The sequence below is a fragment of the Flavobacterium sp. ASV13 genome, assembly GCF_000745775.1.
Taxonomy (GTDB): domain Bacteria; phylum Bacteroidota; class Bacteroidia; order Flavobacteriales; family Flavobacteriaceae; genus Flavobacterium.
Genome location: NZ_JQJY01000002.1, coordinates 260,081 through 280,970, shown reverse-complemented (window position 1 = coordinate 280,970; position 20,890 = coordinate 260,081). Strand labels below are relative to the sequence as shown.

Sequence of the window (20,890 nt, the reverse complement as noted above, 5' to 3'; positions counted from 1 at the left end):
TTAAAATTTATAATTTATCCCTGTTTGAAGCGATAAACTATAGGGTTTTGCTTCTCCATTTTCTTTAAAAGTATTCAGATAATATTTGAAAATCGGATTTAAATCTAAGCCAATTTTATCGGTTAATTTGTATGTGAAGCCTATTCCGAGATCATAGGAAATATTGACTCCAGAAATATTTTTTGCTTCTCCAATTACTTGTTTTTCAACTTTTTCAGATTTCAAATAAAGCTCATTTTTGTCTAATATTAAAAAGCTGAATCCGGTAAAGGCATCGATTTCAAATTTAGTATCGTCTTTTTTTAGTGCATAATCAAAGGCCAGCGGAATTTCATAATAAGAAAGTTTTTGTTGCAATTCAATGTCGCTCGAATTTGCAAAAGTATCTTTTATATTAATGTCCGATTTCAAATCGATGTTATTATAATTTGTAATTAAATTTTGACCGAGTGCTGTCGTAATTTTTAAATTAATTTTTGAAAAACCAGCTCGGAAACCGAATTTATCAAACATAGTTTTGACATAAACTCCATAATGCGAGCTTACAGGATGACTTTTTGAAAGATCGTCCATAGTTGGGTTAATCAATGATTTGCCATTCAAAGAGCCAAACATTGCCGGACCATAAAAAGCATGAATACTCACATCTGGATTTAATTCATTTGTTTTAGTGTTGTAAATTGTTTTTTTGTATTCTCTTTTTGCCGTTGCTTTTACAGGGGTTTTTAGACTATCAATAGTTATAATGCTGTCTTTTTTTATTTCCGTAATTTTTGGAGATGTTTCAGCTTTTACGATTATTAAAGTGTCTTTTTGTACAATACTTTTTTGTGGAGTTGGTGTAAAAGGAGATTTTTTAATTTTCCCTTTGTTTTGTTTAGTGCTTTGGCTTTTATTTGTTTTTTTTGAATTTACTTTTGTAGTTTTTTCTTTTGATGATTTTTTTAAGTTTGCCGAAAAACTTGGTTTAGCTGTTTTTTTGACAGCTTCTGGTTTTATAGGTTTTGTATTTCTTTCTTCTTTTCTAATAACTACTTTATATTTTTTTACCACTTCATATTCTTCATATTCATTTGTAGAGGTAATTAACTTACTGGATTCTTTTATAAGTTTAACATTTTTGGTTTTTGAAACCGTAGTAATTTGGTCTGGTTCTGTTTTTAATAATATAGATTTTGGATTTGGAACTTTACTTGATTTTAAAGTCTGATTTTTTGTATTAGCTTCGCTTTTTGATTTTGTTTGCTGTGTTTGCTGTGTTTGCTGAGTTTGATTTTTTTCCTGAAAATCAGATTTAAGATAAAGTAATGAACAAGAAAGCACGACAGCAATTAAACTTGGAATTAACCAAGCCAAAACTCTTCTGCGTCTTTTTTGATTTAAATCTGTTTCAATTTTTGACCATAAAGCGTCATTCGGACTTTTGTCCAAATTATTTAAGTGATCTCGGATTGCTTTTCCTATTTCAGTTCTATTTTCCATTTTTTTGTTTAGAATAATAAAATGTACTTTTTGATTTAATTTTTTCCTTTAAAATTTGTTTTGCTCGATGCAAATTTGATTTTGAAGTGTTTTCAGAAATTGACAGCATTTCGGCAATTTCCTGATGTGAATAATCGTCTAATTCATATAAACTGAAAACCAATCGATATTGATGTGGCAATTCCTGAACAAAAGATAAAATTGTATCTAGCGACAAATCGATTTCATTTTCATTAATAAAATCATCATCCGGATATTCATCTTTAATTGCTGTTAAAAGATAAGATTGCTTATAGCGGGCTATTGCTTTGTTGATTGTTATTCTTTTGATCCAACCTTCAAAACTTCCTCTTCCTTTATAATTTTTTATATTGCTGAATATCTCTATAAAAGCATCATGAAGATTGTCCTCAGCCTCAACTTCATTGGTACAATACTTAAGACATAACACATAAAGCACTTTCTTATACTCTTGGTATAATTCTTCTTGCGCTTTTCGGTTTTGCTTAATGCACTTTTTTATGAGTTCGTCTAAATTCAAATTTTATCTTTTGATTTTGTAGTATTGTTGTAAAGAGATCTTCGGTTTATAATTAATAGTGTAAAAAAAAGAAAAAGGTTGCGTTAAATAAGAAAAAAAATAAACCTCTATTTCAAATTTAGAAACAGAGGTTTATTTGGATGTTTTGATCAGAATAAAACTAATTGCTGGCTTCTTCTTTTATTTCTATGAAATCTTTTATAAAAACGGGTTTTCCAGAAGCTGAAAATCCTTCAAGTGTCACTTCATATTTTCCTGATACATCAGAAGCATAAAATTTACTATTTGATGTTTTGCTCAAATCAATGTTTGGCTGCCATAGAAGCTGATGTCTGTAATCTGGAATTCTTACGTTCTTATTGCTTATGTAATCAGGACTAAAATAGTTTTTCTTTACCTGAGGTCTTAAAATTTCTGGCCTAACAATAAATTTTCCTTTGAGTTTAGTATCATAATCACCATTTTTTGTTGTGAACGAAACGATTCCATTAAAAGATTTTGAGCCATAATAATAAATTCCTCGCACTACATTTACTTTAAAAAGACTCTTAGGATTAAAGGCAAAAAACTCATTTAAGTCTTCAATAATTAATCCATCAACAATAATCATGGTTGGTAATGCCGATTCATAATTATCATTATTGTCAAAAACATGAATGGAGTAAATATTATCGTTTTTTCGATAGTAAACACCTTTTAGGATTTCTGTAATTGTTTCCTCGATATTTGGGAATCGCGTAAAATCATCTAATATAAATTCTTCAGATTTTGCTCCGAAAAAAGGAAGAGCTATTGCCGGTGATATTACGCTATCTTTTTTGACATCATAATAAGCATTTTCAACTTGAGTCGAAATTAAGCGGTCAGTGATATTTTGTTTGAAATCTGAATTGAATTGAACGACAGGAAAAGTTAAATTAGAAAAATCTACGTCCTTTTGTTTATCAATTTCAATTACATAATCTTCTTTGCCGCTTTCAAGAACTTGAACGATAATATTTGAATTTGAGTTCTCTTTTTCTAAAATAACAATGAATTTGCCTTGATCATCGGTTTTTACAATTTTCAGGTCGGCATTTTTTCCAACAATAGAAAGTGCTACTTTTTTGTTTTTAATTTCAGCATTTGCCGAAGATATTTTTCCTGTTATGATTTCACCTCGCAATTCAGGCAATACAAATTGGCCGCTTGTGATTTCGCCATTTTGGTAGGTTTTACCGCTAAAAATTGCTTTGTTTTGAACTAAAAAACCATCTGTTTTTCTAACGGACAAAGTATAATTTCCTTTTGTAAATTCGTCAGAATTTGATTTGACATTTAGTTCAATCAAATCTCGTGTATTGTAAGATTTGTTTTTTATATCAAATGAAATATTGCTGTTGTTTACAGTTTCTGAAGAAACGGAATTGTACGAAACTGTACTGCCACTTGGATTTTCTTTATACGGATTTACAATGTAAATATCGGTAGAAAAATAATCCGGTACAGTTTTATTAAGCATCCAGTTTGTATAACCAATCAATTTGTAGCTTCCGGTTTCCAATGTGGTTGGAATAAAAAAGTCACCATTTCCTGTTGCTTTATCAAGAAACAATTTATGTGCAAAAACCGTTTTTTTATTATTGTCAATTAACTGTACGTAAGCTATTTTGCTGAAAATTGAAGCAGTATTTGCTAGTTTGTCGATACAGAATAATTTGTATTGCAAAGTTTCGCCTGTCAAAAAAGAATTTGCATTTGTGCTGATATAAATTGACTCATTAATTTTTTTGTCAACTTCATTCAGTTCATTTACAGAATTGTTTTTTTGAGCAAATACAATCTGCTGGCTGCTAAAAGCGAGCGCTAGATATAATATGTATTTTAGTCTATCCAAAATGGTGGTTTTACGTTTGATGAAAATGAAGTACAGTCTCCGCATTCTACTGGATACAAAATATAGTTATTGGGTAATTCTGTCGGATAAAAGACTTTAATGCCGCTGGCCAATAAATTTAATATTACATCTCCTTGACATTCCAGTAATGGATCTTGGCTAAAGCAGTATTTGAATATATATTCTCCTCTAGAAATATCTGGAATTGGAGAAGGACATTCATATTGGTATTCTGGGAATGGCTGGCCATTTAGCAAGTCAGTGAAATTGAAAAAAATCCTTTTTTCAGAATATGACGACACATCAAAATAACCAATAACTTTTTCCTTTGGATTAGCAACTGATTGAATGTTGCCGTAAAAAAATCCTGGCTGTGTTTGTGATAAGATGCTTCCTATATTAGATATCTCTTTTAATGTTGCGAAAAAAGTATGTGCAGCAAGATTTTGCACATATTGTTTTACCAATATGCTGTATCTGTTTCTTATAATAGGATCAGTACTGGCAATAAATCGAACAGGGAAATTGATTACCTTATCTTCAGATAAATCGCTTGTGCTGGTTAAAATCAGTTCGTTTGAACTTTGGCTTAAGTAGCAAATTCTTGCTTCAGTTGTTCTGTCCTCAAAAACCACTTTTCCTGGAGGATTAGAACCAGGAGCAAAAAAAACAGGGACAGCTTTTTGAGCATACCATTTTGGTGCTACAACTTTATAAGCTTCGTCATATTCATATCTGTAATAATGCGAGCTATTTGTAGGATCTGTGCTATTTACAGTGATTTCAATACCAAGCTGATTGTTTTTGGTTTTTGCTTTGGCTTCTACACTTTCAATATTAGTTTGTTGTGGTAGTTTTTCAGTGGTTGAAACATAATCTCTTCCATCCTTAGTGCGAACATGCAATTGATATTGCCTATCTGGAGCGGCCTGAAACGGAGCAACAGAAGTATAATTTTCAGCATTTTGTTTGAAATCGTATTTATTGCCCATATTATCGGTAACAAAAACAGTAGCATTAGTTTCAAAAGTTGGCGTTTTTTCATCAAGCTTATAGGCTCTTGTAACTTTTACTTCATGAGTTTTATTTTGATTTGTGATAGTTGCTTCAATTACAATAACATCTTCATAAGCGCTACTAGATTGGTAATCGTATGGCGTTGTACAACCCAATACCGATAAAAATAAAGTTATTATTAGAAATCTAACTATAAAGACTTTTTTCATAACGGTTAAAATTTAAAATTATAAGTAATAGTTGGTACTGGAACTGCAAAGATTGAGGTTTGATAAGCTTTTACTTGACCATCTTTGGTTACAAAAAAGACTGAATACGGATTGTTTCTGCCCAATACGTTATAGATCGAAATATTCCAGAAACTATGTGCTAATTTCTTAATCTTATGGTTTCCTTCAATGTTTAATCCAATATCTAAACGGTAATAATCAGGTATTCTGAATTTGTTTCTGTCGGTATATAAGGTGTATTCTGCACCACTGTAATAATACTTTCCAATAGGATAAGTGATTGGTCTTCCTGTTTGATATACAAAATTAGAAGAAAAACTGTAACGATGCGTAAACTTGTAATTCATTACAATGCTGAAATCGTGTGGTTTATCAAAATTACTTGGAAAATATTCACCGTTGTTTACTTTTTCATCATTAAACTGACTGTCTAATTTTATGAATGACCTCGAATAGGTGTAACCAATCCAACCATTAAGTCTTCCGATCGATTTTCTTAATAAAAACTCAATTCCATAAGCTTTTCCATCACCTTGAAGTAATTCGGTCTCTAAATTTTGATTTAAAAGAAGCTGCGATCCTACTTTATAATCTAAAATGTTTTTTGAAGTTTTATAATATCCTTCAAGACTTAATTCAAGATCATTGTACTCCAGTTTTTTGAATATACCCAACGAATATTGTAAACCGCTTTCAGGTTTTACATTCAAATCAGATAATTTCCAAGTATCAGTTGGTGCTTGAGTCGTATTGTTTGTGAGCAAATGGATGTATTGGTAGTTTTTGTCGAAACCAGCTTTTACAAAAAGACTTTCGTTAAAAATATAACGCAAACCGACTCTTGGCTCAAAACCACCATTTCGGGTAATTACTTCGTTATTACCATACGTTTTTTGCTCAATTACAGTTGCAGGCGTTTTTGGCACGCCTTCCTGATAAATATTTTGCGTTGATGGGCCAAGAGCCATATAATAAGAATATCGGGCCCCAATATCTAATAATATTTTTTCAGAAATTTGAAATTTATCAGATAAGAAAGCGGCTGATTCCAATCCTTTTTCATTTTCAACAGTAATTGGAGTGACTATTGAGGTTTCTCCATATGGAGACAATTCTCCAGGATTTACTTTATAAAGTTTAGTCGAAACTCCATAAGTTAATTTATGTTTTGCATTAAGCTCGCTGCCAAATTTTAAAACGGCCTGACTTTCGTTTATTTTATATTTTAAAAGAAAAGACTCAGGATTAATAGATTGATATTTAATGCTGTATTTGTACTCACTATTTGTAACATTGAATTCACTATTGTTTTTTTCGTTGAAGGCGTGTTTCCATTTCAATGAAACTAATCTGTTGCTGTATTTAAATAACGAGTCTGGAGTCAAGGTATAAGAATCTTTGCTGTAATAACCTGTTCCTTCAACCGAATTGTTTTTGTTGATTTTATGATTGTATTTGGCAAATAGGTCATAGAAAGAAGCATGGCTGTTTTTTAATCTTTCGTCATCTAAGGTTTTTAAAATCCAATCCGAATAGGTTGCGCGTCCGCCAACTAACAAACTTGCTTTGTCTTTTACAACAGGTACAGAAAGAGTAAGATTGCTGGTTACTGGTCCAATTCCTCCTTCTCCAGAAATCTTTTCGGTATTTCCATTTTTAGAAACAATATCAAAAACAGAAGATAAACGCCCTCCAAATTCAGAAGGAATTCCTCCTTTGTAAATATCAACTTTGTTGATTGTATAAGGATTTATTGAAGAGAAAAAGCCAAAAAGGTGCATAGGATTGTAAATCGTAGCATTGTCCAGTAATACTAAATTTTGATCTTCTTTTCCGCCTCTGACATTGAATCCAGAAGATCCTTCGCCTGCCGTTTTGATACCAGGAATTGTTAATGCAACTTTCAAGACATCTCGCTCTCCAAGAACTAAAGGAATAGTTTTTACGCCTTCAGCTTCAATTGTTGTAACTCCTGTTATGGCAGTTCTAATGTTTTGATTGTCTTTTCCTTTTACTAAAACTTCGTCTAACTGATTGATTTTTTCAATAACAGAAAAATCTAATGTACCATTACTGTAAATCATTATTTTTCTGGAAGTACTGTTGTAAAATAATGATTCAACTTCAATTGTGCTTAGCCCTGTTGGAAGTTTAAAACTATAAAAACCTTCGGCATTGGTGGTCGAAATTATAGCGGTGTTTTTTACTTTGACATTAATATCGGCCAAAGGTTTTCCATCTTTCAGGTCCGTAATATGACCAGATAAAGTATATAAATCCACTTCTGAATCAACAGCTTCTTTTCCAATTAATGCAATTGGAGCTGTTGTTCCGGATTTGTCTTTTTTGACCGAATCATATTGCTGGAAAAAGATTGGAGCATTTGCATCTTTTTTATTGTTTTGAAACTTATCATAAATGATGCTGTTTTTTGTCAATATGATTTTATTCTTACTAATGTAAAAATTAAGCTCAGTATCTTGTAAAACTTTAGACAAAACTTCTTCAATAGTTTTGTTTTGATAATCTCCAGAAATTAATACGTTTTTATCAAACCAATTGTCTTGGAAATAAAACTTGTATGAAGTTGAAGCTTCAATTTTCTCCAAAACAGCCACTCTGTTTATATTGTTGAACGTAAGGTTTATTGTCTTTTTTTCGCCTTGTGAATGCAGAATCTGATTAAAACCGAAAAATAATAAAAGGATAGTAAATATTCTCATTTGTATGTTTCTTCGGGTTTTAATTATTAATGTATTTCATCAGGTTTTTCATGAATAATGGAGGGTTTTCTTTTCGTAAACTTCTATTCATGAGATAGAAATCATTTATATTTCTTTTACTTTCAGGGAATAGAGCTATAATTTCTTTTTTTTCATTGATTAAATTGAATTTGCTGTCTTTCCATAAAATAAATTCATACCGAGGCTTATAGTCGACCAAGTCTAATTCTTCCTTGATATTTTTCTTTTTTTCTTTGTAATATTTAATATAAAGCGCTTGATTATTTTTGATTACAGTTTCGTTATAATAACCACCTTTAAAAGAAGAATTGTTCAAGTCTTTTAGTTTTACAAAGTTTTCATCACCAATCTTAAAATGAGTAATGTTTGCTTTTATGAGATCTATTTTCGTGGTGTTTTGCAGATCATAAGGGCGTAAAACAAGTTGATCAGCGAAGATGTCATATTTTAAGTATACATCAAAATAATCTTGACCATTGTAGTTAATGCTTCCTTTTTTGAATTCATCAGCATCATAGTATCTGTGCTGATTGCCAATCGTTCTGTCAAAGTTTAAATGCGCAGGACCATTTTTAATGTCTAAGGATTCTATTCCTGCATTTTTATCAAACCAATTGAAGATTTCGGTTTCTTTGATACTTTGACTGTGTATCGAAGGAATGTTTAATAATAATCCAAATAAGCATAGTAATAGTATCGTTTTTTTGGAATTTTTCAAAGGATTGGTGGATTTTTGGTTTAGTTTTGGTTAATTTCAAAAGTATTAAAAAAAAGTTATAAATGGCAGTTAAAACTGTTAAAATGCGATAAAATATTCATGTTTTGTTTTAAAAAATCCGACAATGTTTAAACAAATTCAAAAAGGGGAAATCAGATTTCTTAGATTTTCTTCCTTGTGGATGACCATAATAAAGATATATTTTTAGATTATTTTACTTCAAAACTTTCTTTTAGCGATACTGGAACTCCATCTTTTGTAAATCCCTCTAAATTTATTTCATATTGTCCGGGAACATCAGAAGTAAAGAATGAAATTGTTTTTTCATTACTATCTAATAACAATTCAGGCTCCCAAAGCAATTGATATCTGTAATCAGGAACACGATCATATTTGCTTTTGTTCGTATAATCTTGTTTAAAAGATGTTATTTTGTTCAAAGGTCTTTGAATATCCGTTTTTAAAATATGAGAACCTTTTTCTTTGGTGCTGTAATCATTGTTTTTTGAAGTAAAATTGATGATGCCATCAAACGCAGTTGGTCCATAAATATACACTCCTGGAACTAGGCTGATTTTGTAAATTTCATCCATTTTAAGATCAACTAATTCATTTGTGTTTTGAATTAATACTCCATCGACCAACACTAATGAAGGTTCAGAGAAAAAATTAAGATCATAATTTATGTCTCTAACATGTAATGTGAAATTTTTGTTTTCTTCTCGATAATACATTTCCTTAACTACTTCTATGGTTGTTTCTTTCAAGGTTGGAAATTTGGTATAATCTCCAAGAATATATTCTTTTTCCAGAGGATGATAGAATGGAAACTTTTTAATCTCCGGCTGTATACTGTCTTTTTTTAAATGATAATACGAATTCTCTATTTGATTTGCAATCGATCTTTCTTCAAGACTAGCCTTATAATCAGAGCTAAGATAAAATTCTTCACCTTGTTTTAATTCAGATAGATTGTATCCTTCGTATTTGTCAAGTTCAACCGCATAATCATTTTTGTCTTCTCCGACAACCTGAATAATTGCATTAGAATAATTTGGGCTCTTTTCTAATATGAAATTAAATTTTCCCTCTTCATTTGTTTTAACAACTTTAAAAGCAAAATCTTTACCAGGTAAGGATAAGGCAATGTTTTTGTCGGCTATTTGCTTTGGATCTTTATTGTTTTTAATAGTTCCTGATATGACTTCTCCACGAAGTTCGGGTAGAAAAAATGAATTGTTATTTAACGTTTCACCACTATAAGATTTTGTGAATTCATATGAATTCATCTGTTTTTTTGAAGGTAAACTATTCGTTTTTCTTATCGAAAGAGAAAAGTTTCCATTGTTGGCAATTCCGTTTAATGATTTTATTTTAAGTAAAATTTGTTCCCTTTTTGTGGCAACTTTTTTATTTAATTCTAAGGCAAAAGATTGATCTTTTGCTGAAGAGTTTGTTGTAATTGATTGATTTTCCTGATTTTTCTCCTGGTCATTTTGAGTTTTAGAAACAGGTTTTTTTCTAGTACTAACAATGTAAGGGTTAATAATAATAAGATCGGTTACAGCTGTTTTGGTGTTTGTGTTATTTAACATCCAATTCGTATAAGCAATTAATTTGTAATTGCCTGTTTCGATTGTTGTTGGAATAAAAAAATCACCTTCGCCAGTGCCATTTTCAAGATAGATTTTGTTGGCAAAAATTACCTGATTTTCGTTGTTTATAAGTTCTACATGTGCAATTTTACTAATAGAACTAAAATTATTCTTAGGTGAATTTAAACAATAAAATTTGCAATGCAGGGTTTCTCCCGCTACTAATGTTGTATTGTTGGCGTGAACAAATATATTTTCGATGTTTAATTCCGTAGTTTCATTTTTAGCCAATGAACCACTTTGTGCAATAGCTGCATTTACAGCTATCAACATAATTGTGCGTATAATTTTTTTTAATCTATCCAAAATAAAGGTTTTATGTTAGATGAAACACTGGTGCAGTCACCACACGGAGTTGGAACAAAGACTATTATATCCATATTAAGGCGGCTACCATAATATATTTTTTCAGGCACAGGAGATTTAACTAGGGCCAATATGGTGGCGCCAGCACAGCCTTTTGCATCCCAGCAATTGCTTAATTCTTGCGGTTGACATTCCATAAAGAACGGCGGATATGGCTCGACTGGGAAGATGTCTCTAAAATTGAAAAAGATTCTTTTTGAAGAAACAGATGAGACTTCAAAATAGCCTATTACTTTTTCTTCAGGGTCGTCATTGTTTTTGATATTTCCGTAATTAAATCCAGGCTGTACTTGTGAAAATAAACTAGAAGAAGTAGAAAGCGTTTTTAATGTTTTATAATAAGTATAAGATTCAGAACTTTGTACATACTCGCGTACTATAATGCTATATCGTTCATTAAGAAGAGGGCTTGTCATCTCTATGAAACGTATCGGAAAATTGATACGATCTTCGCTTTGTCCCGCATTGCTAATTAAGATTAAATCATCTGATTTTTTTGTCGTGTAACAAACTCTTGTTTCTTTATTCCTTGGAACAACAAGAAAATTAGGCTCTGGATCATTGATCATACTTGGATCCACGATAAGTTTGTTGGGATTCCAGTAAGGCGATACGATTTTGTATGTTTCCTCGTATTCAAATCTATAAAATTTTGAACTTGCAGTAGGGTCATTGCTGCTGACCATTATTTGTACACCCTTCACATCGTCCACTGTTTCTACTTTTGGTTCTACATTAATTTCACTAACTGAAGTTAAAGTTTGTAAAGCAGATGAATAGGATTTACCATCTTGGGTAGTAATATTTAATTGATACGATCTTCCCGGAACTGCCTGAAAAGGATTTTTTGAAACATAAAGACCTGAAAAATCTTCAAGTTCAAATTCATAATTATTGTTTTCACTGTCAGTTACATAAACATTTGCTCCTTTTTCAAAAGTTGGTCCGTTTTCTTCAAGACGGTATGATTTGGTAAGTTTTACTTCTTGTTTCTTTAATTCATTTGTAATATTTGCCTGAACCACCAAAATGCTTTCAAATGTATTGGTCTGAAAAACGTATTGCTCAGTACAGCTACTAAAAGAAAGACAGAAAATTGTAAAAAACAATATCTTGTACAAGTGATTAATATGCTGGATTCTAAAATTCATTTATTTTGATGATTAAAATTTAATATTATATGTTATTGTTGGAATTGGCACAGAAAATATAGAAGTTTTGTATGCTTTTATTTCTCCATTTGTCGTTATAAAAAAGATCGAATATGGATTATTTCTGCCTAAGACATTGTAAACAGATATATTCCAAAAGCTATGAGAAAGTTTTTTTATTTTATGATTGCCTTCTATATTAAAACCAATATCTAATCGATAATAATCAGGAATTCTATATTTATTTCGGTCACTGTACAGTGTATATTCCATGCCATTATAAATATAACTTCCAATTGGGAAGGTGATAGGTCGTCCTGATTGATATACAAAATTACTCGATAAACTGTATCGTTGTGTAAACTTATAATTGAGCACGGCGCTTACTTCGTGCGGTTTGTCAAAGTTTGTTGGGAAATAATGTCCATTGTTGACTTTTTCATCAAGAAACTGACTGTCTGATTTTATAAAAGTTCGTGAATAAGTATAACCTAACCAGCCATTAAGTTTTCCGACATTTTTTTTCAATAATAACTCAACTCCATACGCTTTTCCTTCTCCTTGTAAAAGCTGTGTTTCGGTGTTTTCCTGCAACATTAATTCAGCACCTACTTTATAGTCGAGAAGATTGTATGATTTTTTATAATAACCTTCTAAACTTAATTCTAAATTGTCGTTATCTAGATTTTTATAAAACCCTAAAGAATATTGCTGTGCTTCCTGAGGCCTAATATTTAAATCGGATAATTTCCAGGCGTCAGTAGGAGATTGTGTTGTGTTGTTCGTTAATAAATGAATATACTGATATGTTTTGTCATAGCTGCCTTTTACAGAAAAATCGTCTGTAAACAGATAACGCATTGCTATTCTTGGTTCAAATCCGCCATAGGTTTTTATGACTTCATTTTTTTTGTAGTAGTTTGTACCAATTACATTATTGTCATTGACTGGAGCATTTGGCTGGTAAACACGCTGTGTAGATTCTCCCAATGCAGAATATGTTGAATATCGAAGTCCGAGACTAATTAATATTCTATCATTTAAAGTATAATTGTCAGAAAAATATAGAGCAGATTCCAAAGCCTGTTCATCGTCAATTTTTATTGGAATAATTTTAGAATCTGTAGTTTTTGGATTTAAATAACCAGGTTCAACATTGTAAAGCTTGCTCGATAAACCATAATTAAAAGCATGCTTGCTGTTTAATGAATAATTTGCATTTGCAATAAATTGAGTTTCGTTTAATTTGTATCCATAATCAAAAGAGTTTGGAGTTCCGTTATCAAAATCAATATTAAATTTATATTGGCTATTAGTGAAAATAAAATCGGCTTTAGTTTTCTCGCTGAATGCATGATTCCATTTTAATGAAATTAACGCATTACTGTATTTATAAACAGAATCAGAAGAAATACTAAAACGGTCTTTACTGTAATACAAAGTTGATTCAATGTTGTTTTTAGCGTTTATTTTGTGATTGTATTTTATGATACCATCAAAAAATGCAGCCTGACTATTATTTAGGTCTTCATTGTCTATTTTTTTTAAAATCCATTCTGAATAAGTAGTTCTGAATCCAACTAATACGCTGGCTTTGTTTTTTATAATTGGAGCTCCAATAGATAAATTACTCGTCACAGATCCAATTCCGCCTTCGCCAGAAAATTTTTCAGGATTACCATTTTTAGAAGCGATATCGAAAACAGAAGATAATCGACCTCCAAATCTTGCGGGAATACTTCCTTTATAAATATCAACTTTGCTTGTTGTATAAGGATTTACAGCAGAGAAAAAACCTAAGAAATGCGAAGTATTGTAAAGAACAGCATTGTCTAAAAGAATTAAATTCTGGTCATCTTTTCCTCCTCTAACATTAAATCCTGCCGATCCTTCACCAGTAGTTTTGATTCCAGGTAAGGTTGTGGCAACTCTAAAAATGTCTCTTTCGCCAAGAACAAGCGGAATGGTTTTTATTTTTTCAACATCGATAGTTGAAACCCCGGAAATAACATCTTTTACGTTTTTGTTTGCGCTGGTTTTAATAACAACTTCGTCTAATTCATTAAAGCTTTCTTCAAGAGATACATCAAGTTTTCCATCGTCATAAACCATTATCGTTTCTGTGGTTTTTTTGTGATTTACTAATTCAATGTCGATATAATTAAGACCGTAAGGCACTACAATTTTATAATGACCTTCATTATCAGTAACGGTGCTGCTATTTTTCCCACGGACTCTTATAGTAGCATTCGAGAGCGTATTTTTTGTTTTTACATTTTTTACAGAACCAGAAAGCGTGTATGATTTTAACTCACCTCCCTTTTTTTCTTTTCCAATATAGATAATTCCTGGAACGCTACTATTTTGCGCTATTGCATCATACTGCTGATGGAATAGTGGTTTTGCTACAGTATTATCAGATTGTGGTACTGTAGTTTCAAAATAACCTTCAGGCAATGAACTGTGGATTGTGCTGTTTTTGGTTAAAATTATTTCATTATTTCTTATGATGTAATTTAAAGAAGTATTTTCAAAAAGATTATTTAGCAAATCTTCAATAGAAATATTGTTATAGGTTTTATTAATTAAAATAGTTTCGGCTGTAAGCCAGTTTTCATCAAAATAAAATTTATAACCGGAGGCTTTTTCAATATTTTCTAAAGCAGTTTTTAGATTAGTATTGTTGAATTCGATAGATATTTTATTGCTTTTTTCCTGACTAAATGATATTGTATAAAAGGCTAATAAAAATAATGTTAGTATATTTTTTTTCATTTTTAATTAGATTCAGGGACTAGAAAATTGTTGATTTCCTTTATTAAATTTTCAATAAAGACTTTGTTATCTGATTCTTCTAATTGATCGTTATTACTGTAATAATCTTTTATTTTGCTTTTATATTCGGGGAAAATTTTAATGACATCATTTTTTGATGCTATTTTGTAGTAAGTATTTTTGTATTTCAATACAAATTCATTTTTTTCTATAAATGAATCTGTTGTAGATTGATTAGAGCCTTCTGCAATTGATTTGTTGTCAATTACTTTTGTTCTGTTTTTATGATGCTTGATGTATAAAATATTGTCTTTAGAAAATATAATTTCCTGATAATATCCATTCATAAAAGCGGGACATGAAGGATTGTTATAATTGATGTTAATGAATTGTTTGTCATAGATTTTAAAACTACCAACATTATCTTTTATAAGACTAATGCCTAAATAATCGAATTTGCCAATAGGCTTAAGTACTAAAACATCATTATTAATGTCATACTTTAAATCTACATTGTAATAGCTTTGATTTTGATAGTTTAAATCTCCGGAAATAAAGTTACCAGAGATGTAATAACAATGTGTATTGTCTAAAGATCTATAATAATTGATATAACGAGGCCCATTGAATATCGGTAAATTTTCATTTTCTACAGTCTTGTCAAAGAGATTATGAATCGATATCGTATTGCTGTTATTTTGGCTATAGATGGATATAATGTTTAAGAATAAACCAAATAAGATGAATATGGTATTCTTTTTTTGGGAATTTTTCAAAGGATCGGTGGATTTTTTAATTTGTTTTCGGCTGAATTCAAAAATATTAAAAAAAAGTTACAAATAACACTTTAAACTGTTAAAATGTAATAAAATGATTATATTTTAACGCAAAAAACACCTCAATTTTCGAAGAAACTGAAGTGTTTTTAAATAAAAAGGGGCAAAATTTATTTTTAATTTAAGGTGTCATCTGGGGTATCCAAAATTTCATCAAATATTTTTTTCAGCGATTTTAAATAAACAGGAAATGAGATAATTAGCAAAATGTACTCTTTTCTCAAAACAGTAACATCATCCAGAATGATATATAAACTTGGAATTATTATCGCTAGTGACGCTAAGGCGCCAATCCAGGGATTTGTTATGAATTGTTTTAAAAGTGATAAAAATTTCATTTCTGGTTTGTTGGTTAGCGCAATTTTCATTTAAAACTATTTTGGTTTATTTGTTGGGGCAAAAATAATTTCGATTTGGTTTGTTTGGTCTAAAAATGTCATGAAAGCCATTTTTCTTGTCATGAAATCCTGAAAAGTGAGAATGGTTTTAAAATGTAGCTCTTAAAAACAAAAAAATCCCCTTAAAAAGAGGATTTTGAAACGTTTTAAGATTGTGATTTATGATAAAATATTCATCTTTTTGATGAAATCTTTATAAGTATCGCTTAGATTTATTTTATGATTTCCTTTTAAAATAATAAGATTATCAGCCAGTATAATTTCTTCAATTTTATCTGAGTTTACAATCGTATTTCGATGTGTTTTTATGAATTTATTTTTATCCAGCAATTCATTTATTTTAGTCAATGAAATTAGAATTACGAATTTTTCTTTTTCAGTAACAATATTGCAGTAACGTTCTTCGACTTCAATATAAAGAATGTCGTTTGTAGCAACCTTTTTTAATACGTTTTTCTTTTTTATGAATAAATGATTATTGCTGATAACAGTATTTTGTTCCTCACTTAAAAAAACATTGATTTGATCATAAAATTTTTCAACAGCCATTTCAATTGCGTACAAAATTTCGAGTTCGTTGAAAGGCTTCATCAAAAAGCTGAAAGGTTTTGTAAGTTTGGCTCGCTCAAAAATTTGACGATCTTGTGAGCTGGTCAAAAACACAAAAGGTTTTGAGGCATTTGGAATAATATTAATTGACTCGGCAAAAGTAATTCCGTCTGGTTTCCCGTTCAGAAAAACATCAATAATAATAATGTCAATCGTGTTTTCGTAAAAAAGTTTCAATGCATCAGTAAAATTTCTTGCAACGCCCACAACTGTATAATTGTGTTGAAGCAATACTTTTTCCAGTGCATCACTTTGTTCTGGTGTATCTTCTATGATTAAAACATGAATATTATCCATTGTTTGTTATTTTTGGAAATGTCAATATTATTTTCGTCCCGATATTAATTTCACTTTCGATCGTAAAAGTGCCATTATTTTTCTTGATCATTTGTTTGCAAAGCTGCATTCCTAAGCCAGTCCCGATAATTTCAGAATCATTTTTTTTAGCTAAAAGATCATTGTCGGCAAGTAATTCTTTAATAGTCTCCTGACTCATTCCAATTCCGTTGTCTTCAATTACAAGCTCGCAATATTCAGAGTTATTTTCTCTTGTATAGAAACTAATTTTTCCATTTTCATTTGAAAATTTTATAGCATTGTCCAACAGATTTCGGAATATAATTTTTAGAGAATCAATATCTGCTAAGATAAAGATGTTTTTTGGGACTGAATTTTCAAAAGTAATCGATTTATCGAGTAGCAAAGGTTTGTAATTGTATTCTATTTGCTGAACAATAGAATTCAAATGAACAGATTCTTTATGGAAATACAATTGTTTTGTTTGCAGCATTGCCCAATGCAATAAATTATCCAATAAACTGTATGCGCCATTTGCAATAGCACTATTTTGAATAATAAGCTGGTTTAATTCCTCATAATTTTTAGTTTCGAGTGTCGTAGATAATTTGGAATTGCTCGTTTTTAATGCATTTACGGAAGAGCGCAAGTCATGACTTACAATCGAAAATAATTGATCTTTTGTGTTATTAAGCTGATCGAGTTTGTTTTTTTGTGTTAGTATGATTTTGCCATTTTTTGCTTTTTGCGCATATAGATAAACACCTCCTGTCAGGATTATTAACAAACCAATCGCGGAGAAAAACAAACTATTACGCTGCGTATTTTTTAGTTGATTTTCAACCTCAAGAACTTTGATTTGTTTTTGTTTTTGAGCAACAGCAAATTTTTTCTCATAATCGGCGAGCGCCCAAATCTTATTTTGATTCGTTAGTGAATCTTTCCATTGTTCGAATTCTTTTCTGTAAACTAAAGATTTTTTGAAGTTACCTCTGTTTTCTTCAACAACTGCCATGTTTAATGCTGCGTCTCTTTTTTTATCAAAATCTTTTATTTGCTTTGAAAGCGAATATGATTTTTCAAAATAAGTAATGGCCTTGTCGTCTTTGTATTGAATGTAATACAAATTAGCAATATTCATGTAGAGATACGTTAAAGAAGCATTGTCATTTTCTTTTTCTTTTAATTCCTTGCTTTTAAAAAGATATTCTTCTGCTTTGTCGAACTTTTGAAGATGTAAATAACAAAGACCTAAGTTTTGATAAATTACACTTATTTTATAATCGGGAGTTTGTGCAGGAGTTCGTTTTTCTAATTTTTCAAAATGGGAAATTGCTTTATCAAACTCTTTTAGTTCCAGATAAATTTCGCCTAAATATTTATCAGCCAAATAATAAAACGGAAAATCTTTTGAAATCAGATTAAGTTCTTTTTGGGCTTCTTTAAAAAGTTTTAATTGTCTGAAAGAATTTCCTCTTATATAATGGCAGTAATCGGATAATTCTTTGTTATTGCCAGAACTCAGTTGTTTCATGGAATATACCAAAGTTGAATCCCATTTTTTATTGATAAAAAAGTATTGAGCTTTGTTAAAGTTGCTTTCTTGGTCAAACTGAGCTGCCTTTTTCTTCAATATTTCGTTAAATGAATTTTTAACGGTTTGGTTTTGAGGATACAGTAAAATTGAATATAAACACAGAATAAAAACCAAATTTGTTTTTAGTTTACACATTTTATCTCTTGAGTTGTTTCGATAATTTGAATGAAAAAGCATCTATTTTAACAATCGTAATTGCTAAAATAGATACTTGTATTATGGTCAGGAATTAACTATCTACTCCTGTTACTGTTCCTCTTGATGTTTCAGGGTCAATATCTTTTAAGAATGAAACTACTTCGGTGATGTTACTGATTGTGGCAGAAGTATAGTCTACTTCAACATACCAAACATCACAACTCTCCGGGGTTTCTTCAGAAAAATTGTAATCAAAAAATATTTGTAGCGAATTGCCATTTTCTGTAGGTTCTTCAACCTTTGGGTTGTTTGGATCCTCAGAGTTGATATATAAGGTTGCTCTGATTTTCAATGTTAATTCTCCCCCTGGAGGTGTGTAGAATCTTGCAGAAACTAATGGGGAAACGGGGTAACTGACTGTTTTTGGGTGTAGAAAAATAAAATCACCGGTATTAATTTTGGTATTCTGTAAAACGGTATAAGCCATAAGAATGGTTTTTAAGATTAATACTATTATTTTTGGTGTGTTAAAGATATTTTTTTTCTTTCAATTAGCACTATAAAAACCTTGATTTTTAGCACTTTTAGATATTGTTTTATTTAAAAATTCAAAAAATATTTGTTTCAGAAAGCATTCAAAAGCTTAAACAAAACTGGATAAAAAAGAAACTTCCACTATTCACTTGACAGTTTAAGGAATAAGAAAGAGTATAGAAATGAAAACCAAAAACCCCAATTCCATTACATCAATTGGGGTTTTTGGCGAATAATTTTGGTAAGGTTAAAAATTTAATTTTAACAGAGTTGATTCACTTATTCAATTTTGAATGTTTTATAAAAACGAACATTCTTTCCCGTTTCTGTAAGTCCTTCCAATATGATTTCATAATCTCCAGAAATATCAGAGGCATAAAATGGGATGCTCATTTCGCTATTGTTAAAAGCAATATTAGGTTTCCAAAGTAATTGATATCTGTAGTCAGGAATTCGGCTGCGTGTATTAGGAGCTTCATGTTTCGGTTCAAAATATACTTTTGCCGATTCTGGTCTAAGGATGGTCGTTTTTAGAATATTTTTGTCAATATAAATAGTCGCAAAATCTTTGTTTTTTGTAATGATACAAACAATTCCGTTGAATATTTTAGGGCCATAACAATAAGGTCTGTCAACAACGCTAATACTTTCAATTTGAAAAGCATTGTAATTAAGTAATGCATTTATATTCTGAATTTGCAATCCATCAACCAAAACTAGGCAGGGTTCTGGCGATTGTGTTATATTGTATTTGATATCTCTTAAATATAGTGAAGGAACTTGATTGTAATCTTTAAAATTAAGTTCGGTTACAATTTCTACTATGGTTTCTTTAAAGGTTCTAAATCTTTCGAAATCATCTAGATTGTATTTTTTTTCGGTAGGTTGAAAAAAGAAGTCGGTATTGTTGGCTTCGATCAGGCTATCTTTTTTTTGCGAAAAATAAACGTTTTCTACCTGCGACGCCAATGAGCGTTCTTGAATCGCTTTTAAGTTTTTAGCAGAAATTGATGTTTTGTTGGAGAAAATTAAATTTGATAAATCCGGACTTGGTGTTTTGTCTATTTCAATAATATAATTTTCTCTGTTAGTTCCTGATAATTGCACATAACAGCCCGATGTACTGGTTTGCTTGTCTATCAAAAAAATAAATTTTCCGTTGCTATTTGTTTTGGTCGTTTTGAAGATGAAATTTTTTCCTGGAATAGAAAGTGTAACTATTTTAGTGTTTAAATCAGAATTGGCAACTTTCGATGTTATATAGCCAGTTATGATTTCACCTCTTGTTTCTGGAAGAACCGTTATATCTTCTTTTAAATTTATATTAGTATTGATAGTTTCGTTATTTGGGTATTCAGGTATAAAATCTATTTTTCTGATATTTAAAAAGTAATTTCCTCTGTCCAATGTTTTTGGCAGTAAAAGTGTCGCTTTTTCCCTCTTCGAATATTTTTCTTTGTCAAGGTTTAAGGAGATATTTTCAGATGTGTTTTTTGTTTCGTTTTTATAGACGTCAAGTTTCTTTGAAGTGCTATCAATAACCATATTGATATGTTCTTCAAATGGATTTATAATGGTAAAGTCTTTTTCAAAAAAGTTATTTTGACTGTTGTTTAACATCCAGTTCGTATAAGCAATAAGTTTATAATTTCCTGTTGTTAATATTGTTGGAATAAAATAATCCCCAGATCCAATTCCGTTTTTTAAACTAATTTTAGTTTTGAAAACACTTTCTTTATGATCATTAATTATTTCTAAATATGCAAGCTCACTAATGTCAGAAAAAACAGTTGTTTTATTTAAACAGTATAATTGATAGTATATCGTTTCGCCAGTTAATACCACCGAGGTATTGGTTTTGACTAATACTGATTCTGTACTCAAAACAGTATTATTTTGAGCACTGCTTTTATAAGTGAAATTTAC

The 20,890-nt window shown here is 30.3% G+C and carries 15 protein-coding genes; all 15 read right to left on the bottom strand.

Translation table 11 applies throughout. The features are described 5' to 3' along the window. Entirely contained in the window at positions 1-1,482 is a 1,482-nt protein-coding gene (locus GQ47_RS04965) for a PorT family protein (RefSeq protein WP_035645766.1), read from the bottom strand. Then, a complete protein-coding gene (locus tag GQ47_RS04960; RefSeq protein WP_035645763.1) occupies positions 1,472-2,023 on the bottom strand; it encodes an RNA polymerase sigma factor in 552 nt (183 codons plus the stop codon). Before GQ47_RS04960 ends, GQ47_RS04965 begins: the two co-directional genes overlap by 11 nt. A gap of 160 nt (positions 2,024-2,183) precedes the next feature. Next, a complete protein-coding gene (locus GQ47_RS04955) occupies positions 2,184-3,899 on the bottom strand; it encodes a hypothetical protein (RefSeq protein ID WP_035645760.1) in 1,716 nt (571 codons plus the stop codon). Next, positions 3,887-5,125, bottom strand: a complete 1,239-nt coding sequence (locus GQ47_RS04950) for a DUF4249 domain-containing protein (protein ID WP_035645757.1) — start codon at positions 5,123-5,125, stop codon at positions 3,887-3,889. The genes GQ47_RS04955 and GQ47_RS04950 overlap by 13 nt, the downstream gene beginning before the upstream one ends. Before the next feature lie 5 nt (positions 5,126-5,130). Then, positions 5,131-7,869 (bottom strand): TonB-dependent receptor, encoded by a 2,739-nt coding sequence (locus GQ47_RS04945; RefSeq protein WP_035645754.1) that lies wholly within the window; start codon positions 7,867-7,869, stop codon positions 5,131-5,133. A 19-nt stretch (positions 7,870-7,888) separates the two neighbouring features. Then, a complete protein-coding gene (locus GQ47_RS04940; RefSeq protein WP_035645751.1) occupies positions 7,889-8,608 on the bottom strand; it encodes a hypothetical protein in 720 nt (239 codons plus the stop codon). Positions 8,609-8,817: 209 nt separating this feature from the next. Further along, complete coding sequence (locus tag GQ47_RS04935; protein ID WP_081909317.1) at positions 8,818-10,536, bottom strand: hypothetical protein; 1,719 nt, start codon at positions 10,534-10,536, stop codon at positions 8,818-8,820. 20 nt (positions 10,537-10,556) lie between these two features. After that, positions 10,557-11,780 carry a DUF4249 domain-containing protein gene (locus GQ47_RS04930; protein WP_035645746.1) on the bottom strand — a complete coding sequence of 408 codons (1,224 nt, stop codon included), beginning with the start codon at positions 11,778-11,780 and terminating at the stop codon, positions 10,557-10,559. Positions 11,781-11,792: 12 nt separating this feature from the next. Then, the gene (locus tag GQ47_RS04925) at positions 11,793-14,555 is read right to left on the bottom strand and encodes a TonB-dependent receptor (RefSeq protein ID WP_035645743.1); all 2,763 of its coding nucleotides are present in this window, start codon (positions 14,553-14,555) and stop codon (positions 11,793-11,795) included. A gap of 2 nt (positions 14,556-14,557) precedes the next feature. Next, positions 14,558-15,331, bottom strand: a complete 774-nt coding sequence (locus GQ47_RS23405) for a hypothetical protein (protein ID WP_035645740.1) — start codon at positions 15,329-15,331, stop codon at positions 14,558-14,560. A gap of 176 nt (positions 15,332-15,507) precedes the next feature. After that, entirely contained in the window at positions 15,508-15,759 is a 252-nt protein-coding gene (locus GQ47_RS04915; protein WP_035645737.1) for a hypothetical protein, read from the bottom strand. A gap of 189 nt (positions 15,760-15,948) precedes the next feature. Continuing rightward, a complete protein-coding gene (locus GQ47_RS04910) occupies positions 15,949-16,695 on the bottom strand; it encodes a LytR/AlgR family response regulator transcription factor (RefSeq protein WP_035645734.1) in 747 nt (248 codons plus the stop codon). Then, complete coding sequence (locus GQ47_RS04905) at positions 16,688-18,229, bottom strand: tetratricopeptide repeat-containing sensor histidine kinase (RefSeq protein WP_152561000.1); 1,542 nt, start codon at positions 18,227-18,229, stop codon at positions 16,688-16,690. The genes GQ47_RS04910 and GQ47_RS04905 overlap by 8 nt, the downstream gene beginning before the upstream one ends. Before the next feature lie 292 nt (positions 18,230-18,521). After that, positions 18,522-18,917, bottom strand: coding sequence for a hypothetical protein (locus GQ47_RS04900; protein ID WP_035645729.1), 396 nt, complete (start codon positions 18,915-18,917; stop codon positions 18,522-18,524). Between the two features lie 326 nt (positions 18,918-19,243). Further along, positions 19,244-20,848 carry a hypothetical protein gene (locus GQ47_RS04895; RefSeq protein ID WP_152560991.1) on the bottom strand — a complete coding sequence of 535 codons (1,605 nt, stop codon included), beginning with the start codon at positions 20,846-20,848 and terminating at the stop codon, positions 19,244-19,246. Positions 20,849-20,890 lie beyond the last annotated feature (42 nt).